Source organism: Cytobacillus oceanisediminis (genome assembly GCF_004366035.1).
GTDB classification, from domain to species: Bacteria; Bacillota; Bacilli; order Bacillales; family Cytobacillaceae; genus Cytobacillus; species Cytobacillus oceanisediminis_C.
Genome location: NZ_SOEE01000004.1, coordinates 100,299 through 124,361, shown reverse-complemented (window position 1 = coordinate 124,361; position 24,063 = coordinate 100,299). Strand labels below are relative to the sequence as shown.

The window sequence follows — 24,063 nt, the reverse complement described above, 5'->3', positions numbered from 1 at the left end:
CCTTTTCAAAAATCCCCTATTGTTCGGTAACTTTCAAGCCCATTAAATATTCTGTAAGGGCATCAAGCTGTTCTTCAGTCAATTCGCCATACGTACCTGTCATTTTATTTCCAGGCTTGAATGTCTCTGGATCTCTTAACCAATCCTTAAGATCTTCCTCAGTATGGTCAAGGATACCAGCAATACGATCACGATCACCGAAGTTCGTTAAGTTAGGAGCTAGACGAGCTGCTTCTGGAGCAGTGTTAGCTGGTGTTACAGCATGACAGCCGATACAGCTGTTGTTGAAGACTTCCTGACCAGCTTGAGCCAAATCAGTCTCTGCCTTTTTAGGTTCTTTAACGTCCTGCATGGCAGTTACCCATTGATCGAATTGATCACGTGGAACCGCTTTAACTTTGAAATCCATTAGAGCGTGTGATGGGCCACAAAGCTCAGCACATTTTCCATAGAAGAAATTATCAGCCTCAGCAGCCTTTTCACCATCAAATTTCAGCCAGAATTTGTTCACGTTGTCAGTGTTCGTATCCAGCTTACCGCCTACAGCAGGGATCCAGAAGGAGTGCTTAACATCTGAAGCTATCAGATTGAAATAAACTTTTTCATCAGTTGGCACAACTAATTCCTGGCCAGTGATAATTTCCTGGTTTGGATATTCGAACTCCCACCAGTATAAGTTTGCACGCACATTAACAACAAGTGCATCTGTTTTGCCTTCTTCATTCTTCTTTTCCATTGGGCTTACATCTGCAAGCTTAAAGGTAGCAGAAACTGTAGGTACAGCAAGAATTAGAAGCAAAAGAATAGGAATAACAGTCCAAATGATTTCCAGTTTGTGGCTTCCTTCAACTTGTTTTGGAATTCTGTCGTCCTTGCGGCGGAATTTAAAAACAACAATAAAGAAGATTACTGTTACTACCGCAATTACTCCTACCATTATTGCAGTACTTAACACCATCAAATCAAATTGTGTTTGCGCCACTTCGCCGGCAGGATTCAGCGTAGATAAATACGGTTTGCCGGAACAAGCGGAAAGAATGAGCGCCATCATTGCAAACAGAGAAAAAAGACGCCACTTTGCAAGCCTTTTCATAGCTTAATCAAACCCCTCTTTCGTAAAAATTTCATTTTTTGAATTGTTTGATCAAAAAATATGGATAAATCCTCTCTCGGTACTAGCGAAAGAAAGAATTTCCTAACTAAGTTAGATAAGTGTGATGATCACCATAGCTACAAACATGATGGTCAGATATTGCAGGGAGTATACAAACATTAATGTAGCCCATTTTATATCATTGTTAAATTTCCTCGCATATAATCCCGTCAATAACCATCCAATGTTCAAAGCTGTGGCAAGGATTAAAAAAGGCAATCCAAGTGATGGCATAAGAAATGGCAGCGGCAATAATGCTGCAACCCATATGTAAATATGCCTTTTGGTAGTTTTAAACCCTTTTACAACTGGAAGCATGGGAACTCCCGCAGCCCGGTATTCCTCCACCCTTCTCATTGCTAAAGCATAAAAATGAGGAGGCTGCCAGATAAAAACGATAGCGAACAGCACCCAAGCCATTGGGTCGAGATTGCCATCGGCAGCTGCCCATCCAATCAGCGGTGGAACTGCACCTGAAATGCTGCCTACAATCGTATTGGATACAAATCTGCGTTTCGTCCACATTGTATATAAAACAACATAGCTGAAAACGCCAATTAATCCTATTACAACTGCAGATGCTGTTGTAAACATTAAAAAGGCCGTACCAAGGCCAATAAGGAGAAAGCTCAAAAGTGCAACCTTGCCCGCATTTACTTTCCCGGTAACAGTTGGCCTCCCTCTTGTTCTTTCCATTAATGGATCAATGTCGCGGTCAATATAATTATTTAAGCTGCAGGAGCCTGCAATAATCAATGAGGAGCCAATGACTGTATAAAAAACCAGATCAAGATTATTGAAAAATCCCTTTCCGGAAAAATGCAGTGCAAGCCAAAGACCGGTGAAGGTTGTAATCAGATTGGAGTTTACAATGCCTATTTTGATAAGGGCAAGGAAATCCTTCCAAACTGTAGTCTCAGGTATATCTTTTTGAAGGCTTCGCTCACTGTCCTCAATAGCAGCATCACTCAAAGCCCGTGAGTTAGACATATCTTTTCCTCCTTTATCTCTTATCGCAGACAATAGCTATCTTTGCACTACACCTACTATAAAGCATAAATGCCTGCAAAGCTATGTTCGCGATAAAAAAACGAGGGGTAAACCCTGGATGGATAATAATAATCCTAATAGTTTTCTACCATTAATAATGTATTCAAACTGTATATTATCTAATGAAACTAAACCATTTCTCTGTATATTAAATCACACTTTAAAACTCTTTTGTGAATTTTTTTAGAATAATTTATGACTAATTTGTGTCAAAAATTAAATTCACTTAAAGAATGGTTGCTTTTTTGAGATAATAAAACTGCTTTAGAAAACTAAAGAAGAAAAAATATACTCACTTTTATGTATTTTGTGATACTTTCCGCGACAGGGGTTAACCATTTAATACCCCCTTTATATTTCTAGCAAACTCCATTACAAGTTTCAACCTTTTTTACTATAATTAACTTTATAAATTTTATAACTGTTGTAAAAAAAGCTTTATTCCTGTACTATCGAAAAAGTAAAATGACGTACATTATTATATGGCTTTTTATAGAATCTTTGATAAGATAGAAAACGGACAAATACTTAGTAATTCAATTGTTTTCCCAATGATAGACATAGAATATTTAAAGAAGGTGAAAGGCTTTGCAACGATCTTTAAAATGGTTTGCCGTTCTTACTACTATCGGCATGCTTTTAATTTTGCTCGGCGGTGCCCTGGTAACTAAAACTGAATCAGGAATGGGATGCGGGAAATCCTGGCCGCTTTGCAATGGCGAATTTGTTCCTAGCGACATTACTCCTGAATTGATTATCGAACTGGCGCACAGACTTGTTTCAGGCTCAGTTGGTTTTATGGTCCTGATATTATCGATTTGGACATGGAGAAAATTAGGACATATAAGAGAAACAAAGTTTTTATCACTCACTTCGTTCTTCTTCCTTGTCCTCCAGGCTTTAATCGGAGCGGCCGCAGTAGTATGGGGGCAATCTGACTTTGTACTTGCCCTTCATTTCGGGATTTCTTTAATATCATTTGCTGCAGTACTGCTTTTAACTTTACTTATTTTTGAAGTAGATAAGAAATTCGAGGCCGAGATGCTCATTATTGATAAAAGAATGAGGAAACATATCATTGGAGTTTCTATTTACAGCTATGCTGTTGTATACACTGGCGCCCTTGTGCGCCATGTTAATGCAAGTCTAGTCTGCCGTGACTGGCCGCTTTGCTTTAACGGTTCTTTCGCTCTACCGGAAAATATGTATGAATGGGTGCAAATGGGCCACCGAGCTGCTGCCGGATTAATTTTTATATGGATCGGTTACATTACTTACCTTGCAATTAAGCATTACAAGGAACAGAAAGTTGTTTATTGGGGCTGGATCATTTCATTTATCCTAGTAACGCTGCAGGTTGCTGCTGGTGCATTAGTTGTTTTAACCCGACTTAACTTGTATATAGCTCTTGCCCACGCCTTCTTTATTTCCTGCTTATTTGGAGTATTAAGCTATTTTATCCTTTTATCCTCACGGAGCAGGAAGAATGAGCTTGCTTTTTCTGCTGTTAGAGAAAAAGAGAAAAATGATGAATCTGCTATCCCGACCGTTACTTCCATTCCATAATTACTTTAAACAAAAGAGCTTCGGCAAACTGCCGAAGCTCTTTTGCTATATTTATCGAATCTAACAGGCAATATGGCTCCCACTTCATGACACAGTGGAATCAAGGAGGATAAATGGGTCCAAAAAGAAGAACAAAGACTAAGACGCCACTTACTGTGCCAACGTCTTTGTGGCCCACTCCTCCCAAAAGCTCTCACTTTTGGTCGTGCGAAGAAACATACTGACGAAGCCTTCCTTGTCCTGTGGGCCTCCTAAACTGACAATCAGTGGGGATAATGTCCTCACTGATTGTTAGTTTCACCTTATTTTGACAGCTCTATCAATAAGTCTCCTGTTTGAATTGCTTCACCGTTCAAGACGTGGATATCTTTAACTGTTCCAGAATATGGCGCCTGTACAGTTGTTTCCATTTTCATAGCTTCTGTAATCATTAAGTGATCGCCCTTTTCGACTTTTTCACCTTTTTCTACAAGCACCTTGATTACAGTTCCCGGCATGCTGGCTGCAATATGACTTTCATTATGCGGATCAGCTTTTGCCTTGGAGGCTACAGTCGCTTTAATGCTTTCATCTTTTATGCTTACTTCACGAGGCTGGCCATTTAGCTCAAAATACACAATTCTTGTGCCATCAGCTTGAGGCTGACCAATTGAAACCAATTTTACTATCAATGTTTTACCTGTTTCAATTTCAATTTCAACTTCCTCACCCAATCTTAAACCATATAAAAATGTTGGGGTGTCAAGAACAGAAATATCACCAAATTGTTCACAGGTCTTAATATAGTCCATAAATACTTTTGGATACAGTGCATAGGCAATCGCATCAAAGCTTGTAACCTGCCTGCCCAGTTCTTTAAAGAGTTTTTCTTTTAAAGCATCGAAATCCACATCTTCAAGAAGCTCTCCCGGTCGGACAGTGATAGGCTCTCTGTCTTTCAATATGACCTTTTGCAGTTCTGCCGGGAATCCTCCATATGGCTGTCCTAAATAGCCTTCAAACAATTCTACAACTGAGTCTGGAAAATCCAGAGATTTGCCTTTATTCAAAACATCCTGCTCTGTCAGCTGATTCTGGACCATAAATAATGCCATATCACCAACTACCTTGGAAGAAGGCGTAACTTTAACGATATCACCAAACATTTGATTCACACGGGAATACATGTCCTTAACTTCATCCCACTTATCTCCAAGGCCAACAGCTTTAGCCTGCTGCTGAAGATTACTGTATTGTCCGCCTGGCATCTCATGCTGATAGACTTCTGAATGAGGGGCCTTCATGCCGCTTTCGAAGTCCAGGTAGTATTTGCGCACATCTTCCCAATAGTAAGATAGCTGCTCAAGCGCCTGGATATCAATTTTTGGCTGTCTGTCATTCCCCTGCAGAGCGTAATATAAAGAATTAGCACTTGGCTGTGATGTTAAGCCTGCCATTGTGCTTAGGGCAGTATCCACAATATCCACTCCAGCTTCAATAGCTTTTGCATATGTGAAAATTCCATTTCCACTCGTATCATGAGTATGAAGGTGAATTGGAATGTCAACAGTCTCTTTCAATTCAGATATAAGGGTGTAGGCTGAATGCGGCTTCAATAAACCAGCCATATCTTTGATTGCCAGTATATGGGCTCCCTGATTCTCTAACTCTTTTGCCAGGTCTTTATAATATTTAAGATTGTACTTTGTTCTGGCAGGATCCAAAATATCACCTGTATAGCACATGGAGGCTTCTGCAATTTTCCCTGTCTGTCGGACAGCGTCAATTGCGACTTCCATCCCTTTAACCCAGTTAAGACTATCGAAAATCCGGAAGACATCAATGCCAGCGTAGGCTGATTTTTCAACAAACTCTCTTATTACATTATCAGGATAGTTTTTATATCCCACTGCATTTGATGCACGAAGAAGCATCTGGAATAAAACATTTGGCATTTTTTCGCGCAATGCCAGCAGCCTTTCCCAGGGATCTTCTTTCAGGAATCTATACGCGACATCAAAAGTTGCACCGCCCCACATTTCAAAGGAAAACATATCAGGAAGCAATTTTGCTGTCGGTTCTGCGATATGCTTCAAGTCATTTGTCCTTACTCTTGTCGCCAGCAATGATTGATGGGCGTCACGGAAGGTCGTATCAGTAATTAAAACTTCTTTTTGCTCTTTAATCCATTTAACAAGCCCTTCAGGACCGTGATTGTCTAAAATTTGTTTTGTGCCGTCCTGATAATCTGTGCTGTATTTTAATTTTGGCACCCGCGGCTCATCAAATACCGGACGTTTTTTCTTTTCAATTCCCGGGAATCCATTAACAGTTACATTTCCGATATAATTCAGCATCTTCGTTCCGCGGTCTTTCCTTTTAGGGAACAGGAATAGTTCAGGTGTTTCATCAATAAATGATGTATCATATTCCCCTCTTAAGAATTTCTCGTGTTTTACTACATTCTCAAGGAAAGGAATATTTGTTTTAATGCCCCTGATTCGGAACTCCTGCAGGTTCCGCACCATTTTTGATGCTGCCTGCTGGAAAGTCATGGCATGCGTTGAGAGTTTAACCAGCAGTGAATCATAATAAGGTGTGATCACCGCTCCCTGGAAACCGTTCCCCGCATCAAGCCGGACGCCGAAACCGCCGCCTGATCTATAAGCCATTAACCGGCCAGTATCAGGCATGAAATTATTTAAAGGATCTTCTGTTGTAACACGTGATTGAATGGCAAATCCATGAATGTTAATATTTTCCTGTTCAGGAACACCCACTTCTTTACTGTGCAGGGAGTAGCCTTCAGCCACTAAAATCTGTGTTTGTACAATATCAACTCCTGTTACCATTTCGGTGATCGTATGCTCAACTTGAACACGCGGATTTACTTCAATGAAATAAAACTGTTCACCTGATACCAGAAATTCCACAGTTCCTGCATTAATATAATCTACATTCTTCATAAGATTAACAGCAGCCTGGCATATATCATCTCTTAATTTTTCCGAAAGAGATACGCAAGGTGCTACTTCTACAACCTTCTGGTGACGCCTCTGGACTGAACAATCTCTTTCATACAGGTGGACAATATTCCCTTCATTGTCACCAATGATTTGAACCTCTATATGTTTTGGCCTTTCTATGAATCTTTCAACATAAACTTCATCATTGCCAAAAGCTGCTTTAGCTTCCGACTTTGCACGCTCATATGATTCCTTAACTTCTTCCAGGCTCCTTACGATGCGCATGCCTCTTCCGCCGCCGCCAAGTGAAGCTTTAATGATTATCGGGAACCCGTGATTTTTGCCAAAGCTAATCACTTCATCCAGGCTTTCTGCAGGGCCATCACTGCCAGGAATAACCGGAATTTCAGCAAGCTGTGCCTGCGTTCTTGCTTTAACTTTATCTCCAAACATGTCCAGATGCTTAGAAGTAGGACCGATAAATATGATGCCCTCTTCCTCGCAGCGTTTTGCGAATTCTATATTTTCAGATAGAAATCCGTATCCTGGATGAATGGCATCAACATCACTGCTTTTCGCAATATCAATGATTCCTTCAATATCCAGATAGGCATCAATCGGTTTTTTACCCTTCCCTACCAGATAAGCTTCATCCGCTTTATAGCGATGATAGGATCCGGAGTCCTCTTTGGAATAGATGGCTACCGTGCGGATATCCAGCTCTGTGCAGGCACGGAAAACCCGAATGGCAATTTCTCCTCTATTGGCTACTAATACCTTGTTAATTCTTCGGTTCAAACAAAACACCCCATCTTTATGTATTTTTTGGCAATATTCTGCCAAATTCAAGTTGAGGCCGGGTGGGTTTCCCGCTGGCCGGCCTTAGTAACTTTGAATTGGCTGCTCCCTGATGGAAGCAATTATGTAATCAGCTTCGCTGATTGATGTATAAATAAAGCACGTTTTCTGTGCCTATTTACGAATGGAAAATGTTTTTTCGGAATCCAGTTCCATAGGTTCCGGATTTGTCTGTTCATTTTTATTTTTGTATTTTTGTTCATAATTTACAAACATAGATACATTGACTAAAATCCCCATTGCAATCGAAAGCTGAAGCAGAGATGAACCTCCATAGCTGATAAAAGGAAGTGTAACACCTGTCAGCGGCATAACACCGGAAATCCCTGCAAGATTAATGAATGCCTGAATACCTATCATAGCGGATATGCCTATAGCCAATAAGCTGCCAAAAGCATCTTTACACTTTAAACTGATAAAGATTCCTCTCAGGACAATATACCCGAGAAGCAAAATCACAAAACCTACTCCAAATGCCCCAAGCTCTTCAGCAATTACAGCCATAATGAAGTCTGTATGCGCCTCAGGAAGATAGCCAAGCTTTTGTATACTTTCACCAAGTCCCAGGCCTTTTAATCCGCCTGCACCAAGGGCAATATAGGAATTCGAAAGCTGATACCCGAATTCTGAACCAAAAGGATCTCTAAATGCTTCGACCCTGCCCATTCGATAAGGTGCGAAAATCTTATCTTTTAACAAGAGGATAAAAGGCGCAGCTAATAGTACTCCAAATAGTCCTAGCCTAAATATGTTTTTGAAATTCATGCCTGAAGTAAAAATGACGGCAGCTGCTACCAGAAAAATAATCATCGCAGAACCAAAGTCAGGCTGAACTGCAACAAGCAAAGCGGCTAGAATCAGATAAGCAAGCGGGGGAAGAACCCCTTTATTAAACTCATTAATATAGGGCTGCTTTTTGGCATAGACAGCTGCTAAATATATGATGACTGAAAGCTTGACAAATTCTGCAGGCTGAAGGCTTCTGCTCCCGATTTCAAACCAGCTCATCGCACCGCCGGCTACTTTACCAAAAATAAATAGAGCAATCAGGCCGAATAACGAAATGAACACCATTGGAACAAGAAATTTATTACTTTGCATAGCTTTGTAAGGAAATAGAGCGACAATAATAAAAACAATTGCTGAGATAATTAAATGCATTTTTTGTTTATTATAAAAAAAGTCGCTTTCCTGATCATAGATCTGCACAGCTGTTACCATGCTTGCACTGAAAACCATAATGAGTCCAAAAACAGATAACAGGGCTACTGCAATAATCAGGGTATAATCATATGATTTTAATATTTTTTTTAACATCCAGCCCTCTTCCCTTATCTTCTAAGTTTATTACTTATTCTACTATAGTATTGAATATCCTGCTTCGAAGAAAAGAAAAGTTAATTTAAATGTAACACAGCAATGAAAAAAATTCTATAATTATGTCATACTAATTTTAAATTAAGTTATACAATTTTAACATTTCTTTTCTTTTGGATATACTATTTCTTTTCTTTTAAAAGTTCATCCAGTTATAAAAAAACTCAAACAATCTTTAACAGATGTTTGAGTTTTTTTTTATTTTTTTACTGAGGCTTCGTGGAGCATGGATAGCTCCCTTTCCAATTCATCTAAAATAGCCTTGCCTTCAGCCTCTTCAATTAATCCAAGACGGACAGCAAAATCTATTTCTCTGGATAAGCCAAACATCTGGGTATCAAGAACCTCCTCATATAGAGGACATTGAGGCATAGTCAGGTTATCCATTTGCACCTTAATTAATTTTAATATTTTAGCAGCATCTGCCTTTAATAGAGCATTTGCTTTTTCTTTGTGATCAATAATCATGTCAGAAGCCAACTTTCAATCCCTCCATTTCCGAGCGATCATCCTATCTATAAATTTTATACTTAAGCTTGGAAAAAAGCAAGGATAATAAGGGATTCCAAAGAGAAATGATTCTTGATTCTCTGCAGAACACCACTAATATGGCCTGTCATCAGTACACTTCAGGAATGGTCCTGTTCATTAAACCGCCGAACCAATTGAGCGACTGACAAGCCGCTTAAAAACCTGTATACTTAAATTTACATACTTAATGCACAACATGGAGCTGCCAGGAGGTCTAATATGGAGAATATAATTACCTTTAAAGGAAACGTTAAATACCAAATCACCTTAGATCCAGGAGTCTGGATATTCGATGATCGAAGACTCGATTTAACAACATACTTTATTCAAGATGATATCAGGAAAAATGAACTTGAGGAATATACCAAAGCAGTCTCAAAGCACTGGGATAGAGAAATTATGGAAGGTGCAGTATTTCCTCCAACACTTAAAACAGAAAAGAAATTTGAAAAAGAAAAAGTTCTGACAGGCACATTCGGTATACCTTTTAAACCATTTCTTAGGAATGCAGAACCGAAGGAGAATGCTGAAACTGTTATCATTGAAAGTGAAGATGGGGAAGCCCGATTAGCTTTATCTCAAGCCGAGGAATTGATATTGGGGTTCTCAAAGGATGGAAAACCTTTAAAAGAAGATGGCCCTGTTCATGTCTATTATGGGGATGGAAGCAATCAAAATTCACCCATAAAAAGTGTGAAGGCATTTAGAGTTGAATGACCGGAGAGGGCGATTGTGAATCGCCCTTTTTTATTTAATGTATTAAATATTTGAACGTCGAAAATTACTAGCTCCAGCGCCTCCCCCATCGAGCTCACACATGTCTTGTTGCGGCTCCCAGGGGCTCGGGGTCATAAGCCGTTTCCTTTCAGAAGGAAGAACGTCTAACATGAACCATCTTATGCCTAAGGCACCGCAGGATGCGGGTCATGCAGACATTGTCTCAGGACGTGGCGCTATTAGTCTGCGTTCCTTGAAAGGGCAGTCGCCTCCACATTTCGGGCAATCCCTCCCAAAAAGGCAAACGACACCTTTCCGGGAGGCTCGTCTTGTGCTTGTCGGGGGTGGGCAAGGCACTTGCGCTTTTCTTTTGGGAGTCAAACGGGCATGAACCTTCCCCGTCATATAAACCGCATATTCCAGGGCCACTTTTAGGCAGGCTATAATAGGTCAGCAGCAAGCTGGGCAAGGCCAGATCTCTCACCTTTAACAAGTTTGACATGGCCTGAGATAACCTGATCTTTAAATCTCTCCACCACATAAGTGAGCCCGTTGTTATAAGCATCCAAGTAGGGATGATCTATTTGCTCTGGGTCTCCCATCAGGACAATTTTACTTCCTTCCCCCACCCTGGTTAAAATGGTTTTTACCTCATGTTTTGTCAGATTCTGCGCTTCATCAATAATAATAAATTGATCTGGTATGCTTCTGCCCCTAATGTATGTCAGAGCTTCCACCTCAATAGAGCCCATACCAGCCAATATTGCATCCAATTCACCTGGCTTTTTGACATTAAACAGGTACTCCAAATTATCATAAATCGGCTGCATCCACGGCCTTAACTTTTCCTCTTTTTCTCCGGGAAGGAATCCCAAATCTTTTCCTACCGGCACAATGGGGCGAGCCACCAGCAATTTTTTGTATTGGCCATAATCCTCTGTCTGCATTAATCCGGATGCCAGCGCCATAAGAGTTTTCCCGGTTCCTGCCTTTCCGATAAGCGTAACAAGCGGCAGATCATCTCTAAGCAAGAGCTCGAGAGCCATTGTCTGCTGGACGTTCCTTGGCTTGATCCCCCAAATATGATCATGGTCAAAAATAAGCTTTTTCACCATTTTTCCACTTTTGTCCACAATACCAAGCGCAGACGAAGATGAACCCAGCGCATCCTTCATCACCAGAAACTGATTAGGGTATAAAGGATGGTTCGCTATTTCTGATAGCGGCAGTTCTCCTTTTTCATAAAAGCGGTTCATAATATCGAGACCGATATAGACTTCCAGAAATCCAGGATATAAATGATCATTTTCAACCACACGGTCACTTAAGAAGTCTTCTGAAATTAGCCCGATAGCATCTGCTTTAACTCGGACAAGGGCATCTTTGCTTACAAGAATAACCGTTCGTCCATTTTCTTTTGTCTCTTCCTCAAGTGATAAGTTTTTTGCAACTGCCAAAATCCGATTATCATTTGTTTTTTCTACAAAGATCTCTTGAAGTTCATGAAACGACCTATGATTTAACTCTATTCGCAGGCTTCCGCCATTTTCAAGAGGTATTTTCTCATGCAGCTTACCCGTCTCCCTCATGCTGTCAATCAGCCGGGATACTTGTCTTGCGTTCCTCCCAATTTCATCCATATACCTTTTCTTAGAATCAACTTCTTCCAGGACTACAGCTGGAATGACTACTTCATTTTCTTCAAATGAAAATATGGAATTAGGATCCTGCAACAAGACATTGGTATCTAATACGTAAATTTTACTCAATATGATGCCTCCTGCTCCTCTTGTGTCTTTATTAAGCAAATTACAAAAGCGAGGTCCCCTGCTTGCGGATGCAGCTTTATGAAAGAATCACCTTCAATCTTGATGGATTATTCTCCTGTTGTTTTATATTATTCATTCCTTTTAAGATGTTGATTAATCAGGAATAAAGCTTTCTTACGAAGTGGACAAATCTATCTTGGTAAAAATATATGTAATGCCGAATAAAGATAGAAGAAATTTTGCACAATAACATTAAAGAATCTCATTATTCCTGAACCTGAAAAGTCAAGTGACCATTTTCAATTTCAGGGAAATTTTGATCGCCCGGAGGTGTCAAATATGAATAGATGGCTGCTGATATGCATGGCAGGATTGCTATTATCAGGGTGCGGTATGAACGGCAATCAGGCGCAGGACCATCAGGAACAGCAAAATACTAACACTATAAATGTTAAAAATAGTACAATACAGGAAGTTGACAGGGAAACTGGACAGCAAGTTTCCAGGCATCTTGTCAATTTGGCTACCCGAGTCCCTAATGTGAATGATGCGACTGCTGTTGTTCTTGGACGTTTTGCTATTGTCGGAGTAGATGTGAACAAAAACCTCGACCGTTCTGAGGTTGGAACAATTAAGTATTCAGTTGCCGAAAGCCTCAAAAATGATCCTCATGGTGCAAGAGCAATTGTAGTGGCTGATCCGGATATTAACGCAAGGCTTCGGGAAATAGCTGAAGACATCCAAAACGGTGAGCCCTTGCAAGGAATCATGAATGAACTGGCAGATATCGCGGGACGGCTTATGCCTGAAGTTCCTGCCGATTTAGTTGATCCAAAAAAGAAAAATGAGAAAAACGCAACCGAAGATCCAAAGAAAAAGCTCGACAACAATCAGGAAAAACAGCTCGAACAAAAACAGGAAGAACAATCGAATTATCATAAATAAAAGGGTGACAGGCATCTGCTGTTTTAGATAAACGGCTAGGTGCCTGCCGCTTTTTTAGCCCCCAAAAAAAGCTTAGTTCCCAAAGGGAACTAAGCTTTTTTCATCGCTTCCATAACCTGTTTATCCAAACGGGCTGCTGCGTCTTTATCATATGTTTTGTCATATTGCGGCTCTACTGTGATTTTAGACCCGTAAAACATAACATCACGGACTTCTTTCACAGTGATCTCCATAAGTGCAAGCTTAAGAGGTACTCCTTCCATCTTTTCTGCCTTAACAGAAGCTTCACCAGCGATGGAATATGTAGATTCATTTGCAATAATATTCAGAACAACCATGTTATTGCTATTTATGTTTTGAACAATCCTGGAACGGTTATCGACTGCAAAATACAATGTTTCCTCATTTTTTGCCAATACCCATGATATCGCATTGACATTAGGACCGCCGGTTTCAAAATCAACAGTGGCAAGTGTAACAAATCGTTCCTTTTGCAGTTCGTCATATAATGGTTTAATTAATTTCGGTTCTACCTGATTTGCCATTCTTTTCCCTCCTTTATTAACTTCATCATAGTATGATAACGCTTTTCTTTCAACCAATAACATCCTTTTCCTCAAGTCTGTTTGAAGCCTTTGCACTTTAATACTAATATGAACTAACACAATAAACCCGATACGGCCAAACCGTAAAAATTTTAATTTGCCGTTAAAGCATTCGAATCAATCCTTAACTTATACTATAATGGTATTAACAACAGCTAAAACAATATGAGGTGTCCTATGCGAGTTAAATGTGTACTTTGTGATAAAATCGAATCAATTGAAAACGAGTCCTTACAGGCTAAACGGCTTCGAAACCGCCCTATTCACACATATATGTGCAAACCATGTGAAACAAGAATTACCGAAAAAACTCAAGAAAGAGCAGAAACCGGAAACTTTAACCTCTACCGAAGCAAAGTCCAGGAGGAAGAATGGTAAATCGGGCAACACCGATCACGAAGCAACAAAAGCGGAAGCTCCTTGATCCCCTGACAGGCTTAAGATGAATTACACAGAAAACCTCCCAAAGCTTACTTTGGGCGGGCAATGTATCGCTGCTGAAGTATTCCTTGTCCTGATTTCTGGAGTGATTTTTCTTATTACACGAGGGGCAGGCGCTAGAGCTGGATGCAGATAATTTTTCATCAAAGTTATTTACATCGTTATATTTTAGAAATTCCTAAACTATAAAAAAGCCGTCCCTAAGAACATATAGGGACGGCTTTTCTTAATCCTCTGGATAATTCACATACTTTTCAGGTTCATTTTGAATCTGATTAAGCATCACTTCTATTAATTCACGGGGAAAACGGCTCTTTTTCCGTTCTCTATCCTTAGAATAATGCACAAAGTACATAAAATCATCTTTCTCAACTTCGATATCAGAAATCCTATGCTCTTCTGAAAGAATGTCAAAAAACATTTTTTCCGTGTCTGCTGCTGCTGTATCATCCGGACGTTCATCACAGACAATTTTTATCGTTAACCAGTTATACAGTGAATCCTGCAAAGATTTCATCTCAGCCTCTCCCTGTTATTCCGCCTTTGCCTGTTCCTTCTTTTCCTGGTGAAGGCGGATCTTATAGACAATCAAGATTAACGCAGCCACAACAAGTCCTTCTGCTACAGGAAGGAATACCCCAAGAAATGTCAGCATAGTGCATCCCAAAATTAAGAAGGTGTATATCACAGCTGATTTTATAATAGGAAGTTTCTTGGCAAATCCCAATTTAAAAACCAGGATAGATAATAGAACAATTGTTATATAAAGAAGCCACATTCCGGTTGTGGGATTCTCATCGACTTTGAACAAAGCAGCGAAAAAAGACAGGCGCTGTGAAACATCCATATCCTTCTCTCCTCTCCCTTCTTAGCCTTAGTTCGTTTCAGCGTATTTCTTCTTCTTGGCCATTCTTTCACGTTCATTTTTGTCAAGAATTTTCTTGCGCAGTCTGATTGACTCAGGTGTTACTTCAAGTAGCTCATCATCATTCAAATATTCCAACGCTTCTTCAAGTGTCAAAATACGCGGCTTTTTAATTACATTCGTTTGATCCTTATTAGCAGAACGGATGTTGGTTGCATGTTTCACTTTAGTGATGTTGACAGTAAGGTCATTTTCGCGAGTATGCTCTCCAACAATCATTCCTTCATAGATTTCAGTACCTGGTTCAACGAAAATGGTACCTCTATCCTCTACTTGCATAATACCATATGTGGATGACTTTCCGCTTTCCATGGATACAAGCACACCTTTGGTTCTGCCTCCGATTTGTCCTTTAATTTCAGGCTGGTAGCTGTCAAATGTGTGATTGATAATACCATATCCGCGAGTAAGCGTCATAAATTCTGTGGAGTAGCCAATTAGTCCGCGTGCTGGGACGTTGAATGTTAATCGCACTTGGCCATTTCCGTTATTGACCATATCAAGCATTTCACCTTTACGTGTACCCATTGATTCAATGATTGAGCCGGTATTATCCTCTGGCACATCAATTTGAACACGTTCTACCGGTTCACAGCGAACACCATCAATTTCTCTAATAATTACTTCAGGCTTGGAAACCTGCAATTCAAAACCTTCACGGCGCATATTTTCTATAAGGATTGATAAATGAAGTTCTCCACGTCCAGATACAACCCAAGCGTCAGGTGAATCTGTATTTTCGACACGAAGACTCACATCTGTCTCAAGCTGGGCACGCAATCTTTCTTCAACTTTTCTGGCTGTAATATACTTGCCTTCTCTCCCTGCGAACGGACTGTTATTTACAACGAAAGTCATTTGCAATGTTGGCTCATCTATTCTTAGAACAGGTAGTGCTTCCTGATGCTCGACAGGGCAGACTGTTTCCCCGACGTTTATATCTTCCATCCCAGAAACAGCAATTAGATCTCCAGGATAAGCTTCTTGAATTTCCTCGCGCTTCAGGCCGAAGAAACCAAAAATTTTCGTTACCCGGAACTGTTTTACAGATCCATCAAGCTTCATGAGTGCAACTTGCTGGCCGACCTTAATTGTTCCCCGGAATACACGGCCAATTCCGATTCTTCCCACATAATCATTGTAATCTAAAAGGGCAATCTGGAATTGGAGCGGCTCTTCACGATTATCAACAGGTGCCGGTATATGGTCAATAATTGCTTCATAAACCGAATGCATATCATCATCCTGTTTATCAGGAGTTGTACTTGCAGTTCCAGCAATAGCTGACGCATATATGACCGGAAATTCAAGCTGGTCCTCGTCTGCACCAAGTTCGATAAATAAATCGATTACCTCATCAACAACTTCTGTTGGGCGGGCAGATTCCTTATCAATTTTATTTACTACTACGATTGGTGTTAATTTTTGCTCCAGAGCCTTTTTGAGTACGAAACGAGTTTGAGGCATACACCCTTCATATGCATCAACTACTAATAAAACACCATCAACCATTTTCATGATACGTTCTACTTCACCGCCAAAATCTGCGTGTCCAGGCGTATCCAGAATGTTAATCCTTGTATCTTTATATTTAACTGCAGTGTTTTTAGCTAAGATCGTAATACCGCGTTCTCTTTCCAGATCATTTGAGTCCATTGCGCGCTCTTCCACGTGCTCATTTGAACGGAAAGTCCCGGACTGTTTTAAAAGCTCGTCAACCAATGTTGTTTTACCATGGTCAACGTGGGCTATAATTGCAATATTTCGAATATCTTCTCTTAATTTCAAAAGATTTCCTCCTATTTATAAAAACTGAATCACTTTTCAACATTTTTCACAACTGATACATTATATCACAATTACTATAGAAACCTAAAAGCTTTTTGTGTAAAATAATGTAGAAAAGGATTTATTTCTGATGTACGCTGTTTATTTTTATTCTCTTTACCTATTTTTCGCCAGTATTTACTTAAAATAATCCGCTTGGGAGTGTAAAAAAAATTATGAACAAAATCAAGTGGCCTTTATTAGCCTTTGCGATTGGGGCAGCTCTATGCATGATGGGCATAGGCGTTGCAGTAGCTGAAAGAAGCATTATAGGCATGATCATTGCCATCATTGCTTTAATTTTTGTAATGGGATACGGTTTTAAAACAAAGAAGAAAATGAGGGAAGACGGTTTATTATAGAAACGGCATAAAAGCTGCAGCTCTGCGCTGCAGCTTTTTCAAATTAATGGACAGACCATTATTAAAAAGTCTTTTCCATCAGGGGAAGCCTCCATTTTGAATTGCTCAAAACCGGCATCAGCTAAAAAATATATCCAACTTTGCCGGTTTTCAGGAACACCTGCAAAGAAGGACTTTTCTCCTTTTTTCTTTAATTCTGCGGCCAATTGCCCGATAATCTTGGTACCGATTCCTTTCCTTCGAATACTGTTCTTAACCAGGATGGTACCGAGCCATGGTTTCCGGTTAGAAGGAGATGAATTTACATGGAATGTGACGGCTATCCGTTCTCCATCATGCCTCCAAATTCTCCACTCCCCATTCAATTCCTGATACCTGGCCATATAATCCATTAGGTTATGCCCGCTTTTTTCTTCTTCTTCCCAAGCAGCACTATCCCTGATGACCTCTAAAAAAAATGGAAAGTCTTCATCTTTGAACCTGCTGCCTGATAAATTACCAATTTCCATTTTTTAAATATTCTTTCATAATTTCCTGATGAAGCCCTGGCTTAGAGACAAAAACAGAATTATTTTCAAGATAGTTCAGCGGATCACCTTTAACGGTTGTTGCAATTCCTCCCAGTTCCTCAATCATAATCACACCTGCTGCGAAATCCCATGGAGCCAGACGCATTGTTATGTATGCATCAACCCTCCCGGATGCAATATATGCCATTTCAATTGCAGCTGAACCATAGGATCGGGTTCCTCTTGCCTTTCTTACGAGGGGAGCCAGTAGTGATGGATCAATTCTTCTATTTTCCGTAACCCATGTAGCATTCAATCCGATTATTGCCTTTGAGACATCCGTTTCCTGTAATGGCGGAAGTTCCAAATCATTCATGAACACACCCTGCCCCTTCATGCAATGATATAACTCATCATGGACTACATCGTAAATTAAACCAATTTTCCCTTTTCCATTTTCATAAATGCCTACTGATATGGCAAAGTTTCTTTGCTGATGGACAAAATTCATTGTTCCGTCAATTGGATCAATAATCCAGATAATTCCTTCCATATCACTCAGCTTATCACCGAAACCCTCTTCACCAAGAATTCGATGGCCAGGATATTTTTCATTAATTTTTTTTATGAAGAATTGTTCTGTTTCCTGATCTATATCTGTCACTAAATCGTTTGCATTTGACTTGGTGGTGATGGTCAACGTTTTGCTGAAAGAATTTTTAATATTCTCGCCAGCCTCTTTAATCAAGGCTTTGGCATATGTATGAATTTCACTCCAATTTGTCATGGGTCCACCCTCCGCTTGGTATATCCTTAAAATATAACTAGCTTAAATTAAATAGCAATGTTCTTCAAGTTATATACTCTCCTATGATGCGGGTTATCATTTGCAGTAAAAACAATTAACAAAATAATAAACGAACTCCTCATAATATTCTGGGAGTCCGTTTCTAATTATCCTTTCTTTTCTTTTGCATTTTTTCTGCCTTTTCTCCTTTAGTCACAATTAATCTTAAAGCGCTTTTAATCTAAGAAGTTCCTGCCTGATTTTTTCAAGCTTTAGTTTTGATTTTTTCTGAAGATCTTCATTTTTTTCTGACATGGCATCAAACAAAGTTGCTAACTCATAATCCATTTCCAGCCTTAAGACCGCAGTTCTTTCCCTATCACCATTTTTCTTCTTAACTGTATTCATAAGTTGTTTCATTAGACAGTACACCCCTTCCAAAAGTGTTTAATTTTCTGATTATTTTTACTATTATCATATGAAGGACAATTCTCAGTTGCAACTAATTTGTGCGATAACCTAAAACTTTATTTAGTCTCGTCTTTAGAGCTTAAAATTTTTCGATTGTTCGAGGTTATGCTACAATATTTGACAAAGTATATAGGAGGTTAGCTTATGTCTTTTTCTGGTTTTACGAATGATGATTTCGATGTCTTTAAAATAGATGGACTTGATGAAAGAATGGACAGATTAAAATCTGTTATTAGGCCTAAGTTAGAAGATTTGGGACGCCATTTTGCACCCTCTCTCTCAAACCTGTCCGGAGATGAAATGTTCCCTCATGTTGCTAAGCATGCTAGGAGAACAAAGAATCCGCCAAATGATACTTGGGTCGCATTTGCAGGCAATGCAAGGGGATACAAAATGCTTCCCCATTTCCAGATAGGTTTGTGGGAAACGCATGTATTCATCTGGTTTGCCATCATCTATGAAGCACCGAATAAAGCTGCTGCAGGCAAGTCTTTTGAGAACAGCCTGGATAAATTTTATAAAGAGATACCCAAAGATTATGTCTGGTCCGGCGATCACACAAAACCAGATGCTGTTATGCATAATCAACTTTCCAAAGAAGAATTGAAATCCATGTTTCAGCGCCTGCAAAATGTTAAAAAAGCTGAAATTCTTTGCGGCTATCATATTTCTCGAGAGGATGCCGTTCACATGTCACCTGATCAGTTTATTGAAAAAGCTGAATCTGTATTTAGAAATTTATTACCCCTATACAAAATGGCATAAACATGTTTCGCACTACGTGGATTACGCAGCTCAAAAAAAACAAACCTTCAATTTGAAGGTTTGTTTTTTTACTAAGTCTATTTCTGCATTCTTACTTTATCCCCGGCTGAACGTTCTTTGGCCAATTTAACTGTCCGGTAAGAGGAATAGCCGCTTTGTTCTTCAAATTCATCACAGATGTTTTTCTCCTGGGCTTTCCCCGGAACGATTTCCTTAAAGCGTCTATATGCATTCATGAATTGTTCTCGCTCAATTCCTTTTTCGTATGCCATTTCAATGCTTTCAAAGTATTTGATAACGTCAACTATTTCTTCTGTTGACCAATCCTGGTCAATCGGGTATTGATATTCCATTTCACTTCACCTCATTTACGATAATTCATGGTGCATTTTCACATTATTTTATCATAATTATTTATTCCATTTCCCCCTGATTGATTCTCCTTCTGCAATGATCTGCTGGAATAATTCTTGAACAGACGGGATATCCTTAATTAATCCCATAACTTGTCCTGCCCATGCAAATCCTTCATGGTCTTTCCCTTCATATATATATTTTTTATTAGCATTCCCGCTAATGTAGTCTTTTAACTGCTCATAGCCGCCGTTTTGCTTTTCGATTTCGAGTATTTTTTCCGACCATGAGTTGGCGATAACTCTTGCAGGTGCACCTATAGTTCTTTTTATTACTACTGTGTCATTTTCTGTTCCTTCAACTAAACGATTTTTATATAATTCAGAAGCATGTACGCATTCCTTTGTTGCAACAAATCTTGTCCCCATCTCAATACCCTCTGCTCCAAGGCTTAATGCTGCCATTAGGCCCCTGCCGTCTCCGATTCCTCCTGATGCAATAACAGGAATGGATACAGCATCAGCCACCTGAGGTACTAGAACGAAGGTTCCAATATCATCCCTGCCTAAATGTCCGCCGCCTTCCTGCCCGACAACCATCACAGCATCAGCCCCAAGTTCCTCCGCCTTTACCGCCTGCCGTTTTGCCGCCACAAGTACAAGTTTCTTAACATTGACACCCTTTAATTGATCAAAAATAGGAGCAGGATTTCCCCCTGTCATAGAAATAACAGGGACTTCTTCTTCAATCGCAACATTCAGGTAGTGAGAAAATGGCCTTCCATGCTGTCCAATAGCAAAATTAACTCCAAATGGTTTGTCTGTCAATTTCTTCACCTTTTGGATCTCATCTCTTAGTTTTTCCGGGCTGCTGAGAGACATTGCGGTAACCTGCCCTAATCCTCCGGCATTTGAAACAGCTGCAGCCAATTCTGAATAGGCAAGATGGGCAAGGCCGCCCTGTATAATTGGATATTTAATTTTCAATAATTCTGTCACACGTGTGTTCCAGTTCATTTATATACCCTCCATTTCTTCCTAACTTTTATTTTCTATTCGTAAGGTTTAAATTCCTGTTAACTTCAAAAACTAATGGCAAACCGAAATGTGGAGGACGACAAGCATAAGACGAGCCCTGCCTTAAGGAAGGGGCTGGCAAGCCTTTCGTCCCTAGGAGCGGTAACTAGAATGCGCTTTAACAGAATGAGTGTGCAATAAAACTTTCTATGCAAAGGGATTGAATAATGCTATAATGCAAATGTTTTATAACAGCATGAGCATATTGAAATATTATTATTAAAGAGGTGTGGGAATAAGTTGTCTCAATACAAAACACCGCTGTTCAGCGGTTTGCTTGCACACGCAAAAAAGGACCCGGTACAGTTTCATATACCCGGCCACAAAAAAGGTGCCGGGATTGATCCGGAATTCAGGGAATATATAGGTGATAATGCACTCGCTATTGACCTTATCAACATTGGTCCTCTTGATGATCTTCATCAGCCCAAAGGCATTATAAAAGAAGCACAGGATCTTGCAGCAGAGGCCTTTGGGGCAGATAAAACATTTTTCTCTGTACAAGGAACAAGCGGAGCCATCATGACCATGGTTATGGCTGTCTGCGGGCCAGGAGATAAAATCATTGTTCCTAGGAATGTTCATAAATCCGTCATGTCTGCAATTGTGTTTTCAGGGGCAACCCCTATTTTTATACATCCTGAAATTGATGAAAAATTGGGCATATCTCACGGAATAACAACTGAATCAGTCTCGAAAGCCCTGGAACTTCATCCGGATGCAAAAGGGGTATTAGTGATTAATCCTACCTATTTCGGTATTTCTGCCGATTTAAAAAAAATTGTTGAAATAGCCCATTCATACAATGTACCTGTCCTTGTGGATGAAGCCCATGGTGTGCATATTCACTTCCATGACGAGCTTCCATTATCCGCCATGCAGGCCGGAGCTGATTTAGCAGCAACATCAGTCCACAAACTGGGCGGATCCATGACACAAAGTTCAATCTTAAATATGAAAGGGAACCTTATTTCTGCCAAAAGGGTACAATCCATTTTAAGCATGCTGACAACAACTTCCACTTCTTATTTATTGCTTGCCTCCTTGGATGTTGCCAGAAAACGTCTTGCCACTGAAGGAAAAGAACTTATTCAAAAGACTATTGATTTGGCCCAGTCCATCCGCAGTCGCATCAATGCAATTGACCGGCTATATTGTGTCGGTGAAGAAATACTGGAAACACAAGCGGCGCATGACTACGATCCGACCAAATTGATTATTTCTGTTAAAGAACTTGGCATGAATGGTTTCGATGTTGAAAATTGGCTTAGGGAGCATCATAATATCGAAGTAGAAATGTCTGATTTATATAATATCCTTTGCATCATTACCCCCGGTGACACTGAAAGAGAAGCTGATATCTTAGTTTCCGCTCTTGCCGAACTCGCTAATGAGCGTAAAGGAAATACTGAAAAGCTTGAAACTCAAGTGCTGCTGCCTGATATTCCCGTTTTATCACTTACACCCCGTGACGCATTTTATGCCGATACAGAACTGGTTCCATTTGACAAGTCAGAAGGTAGAATTATCGCTGAATTCATTATGGTTTATCCACCCGGAATACCTATATTTATTCCAGGGGAAATCATTACTAAGGAAAACCTTCGTTATATTAAAACGAATATGGAAGCGGGACTTCCAGTTCAAGGGCCGGAAGATTATGACTTCAAATATCTTCGCGTTATTGAGGAGCACCGGGCCATCAGATAATGCAAAAGAGCCTTCCTCTTTAGGAAAGGCTCTTTTTATTATTAACGATTATTTTTTGTATTCTCTGTTTTATCTCCGTCACAGCAATTGCATTTTTTTGAATATAGTACTGTTACTTTTTCATCCTCAAAGTGATCAATAGTTGAATTGCAAGCCTGGCATACGATTGTACCCATCTTTTCATTCTCCTTTTCAATGAGTTTTAGTATTATTTGAAAGCGCTTTATCTATAAATCAATAATAATATAACATTATTAAATTATCAAGCCCAATTGTATAACATAATTATTTTTTTATTGGTATTTAAGCTTATAAGATTTATAAACCTTTATCAATAGTATGACATAATAAAAAAACAGACCAATTCGGCCTGTTTTTTTGTTTAATCGTATTGTTCTTCGAAACGCGCACCAGGGATCGCTTCTATGAAAAACTCGCTTAAATCAGCCGCCTGTTCATATAAATCAAGCTTAAATGCCTTTTGCAAGTATTCGATGTCTTCGAGATCTTTAGGGTCGAGGAGAGTGGAGCGGCCGGTCTGCATACAAATAACCAGAGGCTTAGAAAAGAAGAGGTTTGTATAAACAATTCCAAAATCATAACGTGTTGACTCGGTCGTAAATCCAACAAAACGGACATTCACGTTTTCATGCTCATCATAGAGCTTCTCAAAATAATCCATAAAATACCTCCTTTTTGAATAAATATTTAGAATATTATTATAATTCACTTTAGGCGCTTTGACAAGTAATTTATATTTACCTTCTATTTTAAGTTGTCATAAGATTTTATCTAATGCTAGAATGAAGGAAGATGTTCATTACCATAATTATGGGGATAATGGGGGGAAAGATGTTGGCAGCTAATTCTTTTATCAAGCTGGTTCCTTCATCAGCTAAGGATAATATTTCAACTGAAGAGCTTAAAGAACTTTTCTTATATTATAAGGATATTACAGGTAAAACAGGCAGCCAGATTAAATGGGAATATAATGATGCCGCTTTTCCTTATGAGATTAAAGAAAAGCCTGAAGCAAAAGGAACCTGGTTTTACCTATTTTCAGACCATGACCGATATAACGCCATATTGCTTGGCATTGATAAAGAAAATGTTATTGAGGAAGACGGTTCTGAACGGGAGCAGGTCTACATACAGGTTACATTGCCGGAAACTGCAACATTTGGAGATAAAGGTAAAGCAAATGAATTTTGCAAATTTCTCGCTAAAAAGCTGCAAGGTGAACTGCATCTCTTCAATGGAAGAATCATGTACTATTATAAAAGAAAATAATTGATTATAAAAAAACGTTGAGAACAGCAG

The 24,063-nt window shown here is 39.5% G+C and carries 25 protein-coding genes; 8 read left to right on the top strand and 17 right to left on the bottom strand.

Translation table 11 applies throughout. The annotated features are described in order from the left end of the window. Positions 1 to 16: 16 nt before the first annotated feature. Both coxB and cyoE read right to left on the bottom strand, forming a co-directional pair. Complete coding sequence (gene coxB / locus DFO72_RS11425; protein WP_019381689.1) at positions 17 to 1,093, bottom strand: cytochrome c oxidase subunit II; 1,077 nt, start codon at positions 1,091 to 1,093, stop codon at positions 17 to 19. A gap of 111 nt (positions 1,094 to 1,204) precedes the next feature. Beyond that, positions 1,205 to 2,143 carry a heme o synthase gene (gene cyoE, locus DFO72_RS11420; RefSeq protein ID WP_113881817.1) on the bottom strand — a complete coding sequence of 313 codons (939 nt, stop codon included), beginning with the start codon at positions 2,141 to 2,143 and terminating at the stop codon, positions 1,205 to 1,207. A gap of 648 nt (positions 2,144 to 2,791) precedes the next feature. Between cyoE and DFO72_RS11415 the strand changes: the two genes are divergently transcribed. Continuing rightward, a complete protein-coding gene (locus tag DFO72_RS11415; protein WP_113881816.1) occupies positions 2,792 to 3,769 on the top strand; it encodes a COX15/CtaA family protein in 978 nt (325 codons plus the stop codon). A 302-nt stretch (positions 3,770 to 4,071) separates the two neighbouring features. Here the strand turns inward: DFO72_RS11415 and pyc are convergent, their stop codons facing one another. From pyc to DFO72_RS11400, 3 genes are all read right to left on the bottom strand, one after another. Beyond that, positions 4,072 to 7,512 (bottom strand): pyruvate carboxylase, encoded by a 3,441-nt coding sequence (gene pyc, locus DFO72_RS11410; RefSeq protein WP_113881815.1) that lies wholly within the window; start codon positions 7,510 to 7,512, stop codon positions 4,072 to 4,074. A gap of 174 nt (positions 7,513 to 7,686) precedes the next feature. Next, positions 7,687 to 8,889 (bottom strand): FtsW/RodA/SpoVE family cell cycle protein, encoded by a 1,203-nt coding sequence (locus tag DFO72_RS11405; protein WP_113881814.1) that lies wholly within the window; start codon positions 8,887 to 8,889, stop codon positions 7,687 to 7,689. A gap of 258 nt (positions 8,890 to 9,147) precedes the next feature. Next, positions 9,148 to 9,429 carry a YlaN family protein gene (locus DFO72_RS11400; protein WP_019381685.1) on the bottom strand — a complete coding sequence of 94 codons (282 nt, stop codon included), beginning with the start codon at positions 9,427 to 9,429 and terminating at the stop codon, positions 9,148 to 9,150. A gap of 270 nt (positions 9,430 to 9,699) precedes the next feature. Here DFO72_RS11400 and DFO72_RS11395 point away from each other — a divergent pair, with 270 nt between their 5' ends. Further along, positions 9,700 to 10,197 (top strand): peptidyl-prolyl cis-trans isomerase, encoded by a 498-nt coding sequence (locus DFO72_RS11395; protein WP_113881813.1) that lies wholly within the window; start codon positions 9,700 to 9,702, stop codon positions 10,195 to 10,197. 440 nt (positions 10,198 to 10,637) lie between these two features. Here DFO72_RS11395 and DFO72_RS11385 read toward each other — a convergent pair whose 3' ends face one another. Then, on the bottom strand, positions 10,638 to 11,969 hold the full coding sequence (locus tag DFO72_RS11385; RefSeq protein WP_181782278.1) for a PhoH family protein: 1,332 nt from the start codon (positions 11,967 to 11,969) through the stop codon (positions 10,638 to 10,640). A 336-nt stretch (positions 11,970 to 12,305) separates the two neighbouring features. Between DFO72_RS11385 and DFO72_RS11380 the strand changes: the two genes are divergently transcribed. Continuing rightward, positions 12,306 to 12,911, top strand: a complete 606-nt coding sequence (locus DFO72_RS11380; RefSeq protein WP_113881810.1) for a YhcN/YlaJ family sporulation lipoprotein — start codon at positions 12,306 to 12,308, stop codon at positions 12,909 to 12,911. An 89-nt stretch (positions 12,912 to 13,000) separates the two neighbouring features. On the opposite strand, the gene DFO72_RS11375 is transcribed toward DFO72_RS11380, so the two are convergent. After that, entirely contained in the window at positions 13,001 to 13,456 is a 456-nt protein-coding gene (locus tag DFO72_RS11375) for a pyridoxamine 5'-phosphate oxidase family protein (RefSeq protein WP_113882141.1), read from the bottom strand. Positions 13,457 to 13,693: 237 nt separating this feature from the next. Here DFO72_RS11375 and DFO72_RS11370 point away from each other — a divergent pair, with 237 nt between their 5' ends. After that, entirely contained in the window at positions 13,694 to 13,894 is a 201-nt protein-coding gene (locus DFO72_RS11370; protein WP_113881809.1) for a YlaI family protein, read from the top strand. A gap of 289 nt (positions 13,895 to 14,183) precedes the next feature. On the opposite strand, the gene DFO72_RS11365 is transcribed toward DFO72_RS11370, so the two are convergent. Genes DFO72_RS11365 through typA form a run of 3 tightly spaced genes read right to left on the bottom strand, consistent with a single transcriptional unit; the run spans position 14,184 to position 16,670 of the window. After that, positions 14,184 to 14,474, bottom strand: coding sequence for a hypothetical protein (locus DFO72_RS11365; RefSeq protein ID WP_113881808.1), 291 nt, complete (start codon positions 14,472 to 14,474; stop codon positions 14,184 to 14,186). 15 nt (positions 14,475 to 14,489) lie between these two features. Continuing rightward, a complete protein-coding gene (locus tag DFO72_RS11360) occupies positions 14,490 to 14,804 on the bottom strand; it encodes a YlaH-like family protein (RefSeq protein WP_113881807.1) in 315 nt (104 codons plus the stop codon). 27 nt (positions 14,805 to 14,831) lie between these two features. Next, positions 14,832 to 16,670: a translational GTPase TypA gene (gene typA / locus DFO72_RS11355; protein ID WP_113881806.1), complete on the bottom strand. Its 1,839-nt coding sequence runs from the start codon at positions 16,668 to 16,670 to the stop codon at positions 14,832 to 14,834. Positions 16,671 to 16,885: 215 nt separating this feature from the next. On the opposite strand from typA, the gene DFO72_RS11350 reads away from it, so the two are divergent. Continuing rightward, positions 16,886 to 17,071 carry a YlaF family protein gene (locus DFO72_RS11350; protein WP_113881805.1) on the top strand — a complete coding sequence of 62 codons (186 nt, stop codon included), beginning with the start codon at positions 16,886 to 16,888 and terminating at the stop codon, positions 17,069 to 17,071. A gap of 38 nt (positions 17,072 to 17,109) precedes the next feature. Here DFO72_RS11350 and DFO72_RS11345 read toward each other — a convergent pair whose 3' ends face one another. The 3 genes from DFO72_RS11345 to DFO72_RS11335 all read right to left on the bottom strand — a co-directional run bounded on the left by DFO72_RS11345 (position 17,110) and on the right by DFO72_RS11335 (position 18,787). After that, positions 17,110 to 17,580 (bottom strand): GNAT family N-acetyltransferase, encoded by a 471-nt coding sequence (locus DFO72_RS11345; RefSeq protein ID WP_113881804.1) that lies wholly within the window; start codon positions 17,578 to 17,580, stop codon positions 17,110 to 17,112. After that, a complete protein-coding gene (locus tag DFO72_RS11340) occupies positions 17,567 to 18,367 on the bottom strand; it encodes an inositol monophosphatase family protein (protein WP_113881803.1) in 801 nt (266 codons plus the stop codon). The genes DFO72_RS11345 and DFO72_RS11340 overlap by 14 nt, the downstream gene beginning before the upstream one ends. 225 nt (positions 18,368 to 18,592) lie before the next feature. After that, positions 18,593 to 18,787: a hypothetical protein gene (locus DFO72_RS11335; protein WP_113881802.1), complete on the bottom strand. Its 195-nt coding sequence runs from the start codon at positions 18,785 to 18,787 to the stop codon at positions 18,593 to 18,595. A 195-nt stretch (positions 18,788 to 18,982) separates the two neighbouring features. On the opposite strand from DFO72_RS11335, the gene DFO72_RS11330 reads away from it, so the two are divergent. Continuing rightward, a complete protein-coding gene (locus DFO72_RS11330; protein WP_113881801.1) occupies positions 18,983 to 19,603 on the top strand; it encodes a YktB family protein in 621 nt (206 codons plus the stop codon). A 77-nt stretch (positions 19,604 to 19,680) separates the two neighbouring features. On the opposite strand, the gene DFO72_RS11325 is transcribed toward DFO72_RS11330, so the two are convergent. Together DFO72_RS11325 and DFO72_RS11320 are read right to left on the bottom strand one after the other, a co-directional pair. Continuing rightward, positions 19,681 to 19,956: a UPF0223 family protein gene (locus DFO72_RS11325; RefSeq protein ID WP_113881800.1), complete on the bottom strand. Its 276-nt coding sequence runs from the start codon at positions 19,954 to 19,956 to the stop codon at positions 19,681 to 19,683. A 57-nt stretch (positions 19,957 to 20,013) separates the two neighbouring features. After that, the gene (locus DFO72_RS11320; protein ID WP_113881799.1) at positions 20,014 to 20,973 is read right to left on the bottom strand and encodes an NAD(P)H-dependent flavin oxidoreductase; all 960 of its coding nucleotides are present in this window, start codon (positions 20,971 to 20,973) and stop codon (positions 20,014 to 20,016) included. Positions 20,974 to 21,273: 300 nt separating this feature from the next. Here DFO72_RS11320 and DFO72_RS11315 point away from each other — a divergent pair, with 300 nt between their 5' ends. After that, positions 21,274 to 22,743, top strand: a complete 1,470-nt coding sequence (locus tag DFO72_RS11315; RefSeq protein WP_113881798.1) for an aminotransferase class I/II-fold pyridoxal phosphate-dependent enzyme — start codon at positions 21,274 to 21,276, stop codon at positions 22,741 to 22,743. 41 nt (positions 22,744 to 22,784) lie between these two features. Here DFO72_RS11315 and DFO72_RS11310 read toward each other — a convergent pair whose 3' ends face one another. Continuing rightward, on the bottom strand, positions 22,785 to 22,919 hold the full coding sequence (locus DFO72_RS11310; RefSeq protein ID WP_113881797.1) for a GapA-binding peptide SR1P: 135 nt from the start codon (positions 22,917 to 22,919) through the stop codon (positions 22,785 to 22,787). 206 nt (positions 22,920 to 23,125) lie between these two features. After that, positions 23,126 to 23,425 carry a DUF3055 domain-containing protein gene (locus tag DFO72_RS11305; protein WP_009330973.1) on the bottom strand — a complete coding sequence of 100 codons (300 nt, stop codon included), beginning with the start codon at positions 23,423 to 23,425 and terminating at the stop codon, positions 23,126 to 23,128. A 170-nt stretch (positions 23,426 to 23,595) separates the two neighbouring features. Between DFO72_RS11305 and DFO72_RS11300 the strand changes: the two genes are divergently transcribed. Beyond that, the gene (locus DFO72_RS11300; protein ID WP_113881796.1) at positions 23,596 to 24,033 is read left to right on the top strand and encodes a DUF1885 family protein; all 438 of its coding nucleotides are present in this window, start codon (positions 23,596 to 23,598) and stop codon (positions 24,031 to 24,033) included. Positions 24,034 to 24,063: the final 30 nt, after the last annotated feature.